This is a genomic window from Paraburkholderia sp. RL17-347-BIC-D, from assembly GCF_046027915.1.
In the GTDB taxonomy this organism is placed as follows: Bacteria; Pseudomonadota; Gammaproteobacteria; order Burkholderiales; family Burkholderiaceae; genus Paraburkholderia.
Genome location: NZ_JARESS010000304.1, coordinates 1 through 254 on the forward strand (window position 1 = coordinate 1; position 254 = coordinate 254).

At 60.2% G+C, this 254-nt stretch carries 1 protein-coding gene; it reads right to left on the minus strand.

The window, feature by feature from the left end; genetic code table 11:
- Positions 1–254, minus strand: a 254-nt coding sequence (locus P0D96_RS48680; protein WP_408321536.1) for a citrate/2-methylcitrate synthase, incomplete at both ends; no start/stop codon positions are given.

The window sequence follows — 254 nt, forward strand, 5'->3', positions numbered from 1 at the left end:
TCAGGTCCGGTGTAATTCGCGCTCGGACGGATGATCTTGTTGTCGACGCGCTGCTCGATGATGTGCGCGCTCCAGCCGGCCGTGCGCGAGATCACGAAGAGCGGCGTGAACATGGCCGTGGGCACACCCATCATGTGATACGAGACCGCGCTGAACCAGTCCAGATTCGGGAACATCTTCTTCGCGTCCCACATCACCGACTCCAGCCGCTCGGCGATATTGAACAGCTTGCTGTTGCCCGCTTCCTTCGAGAG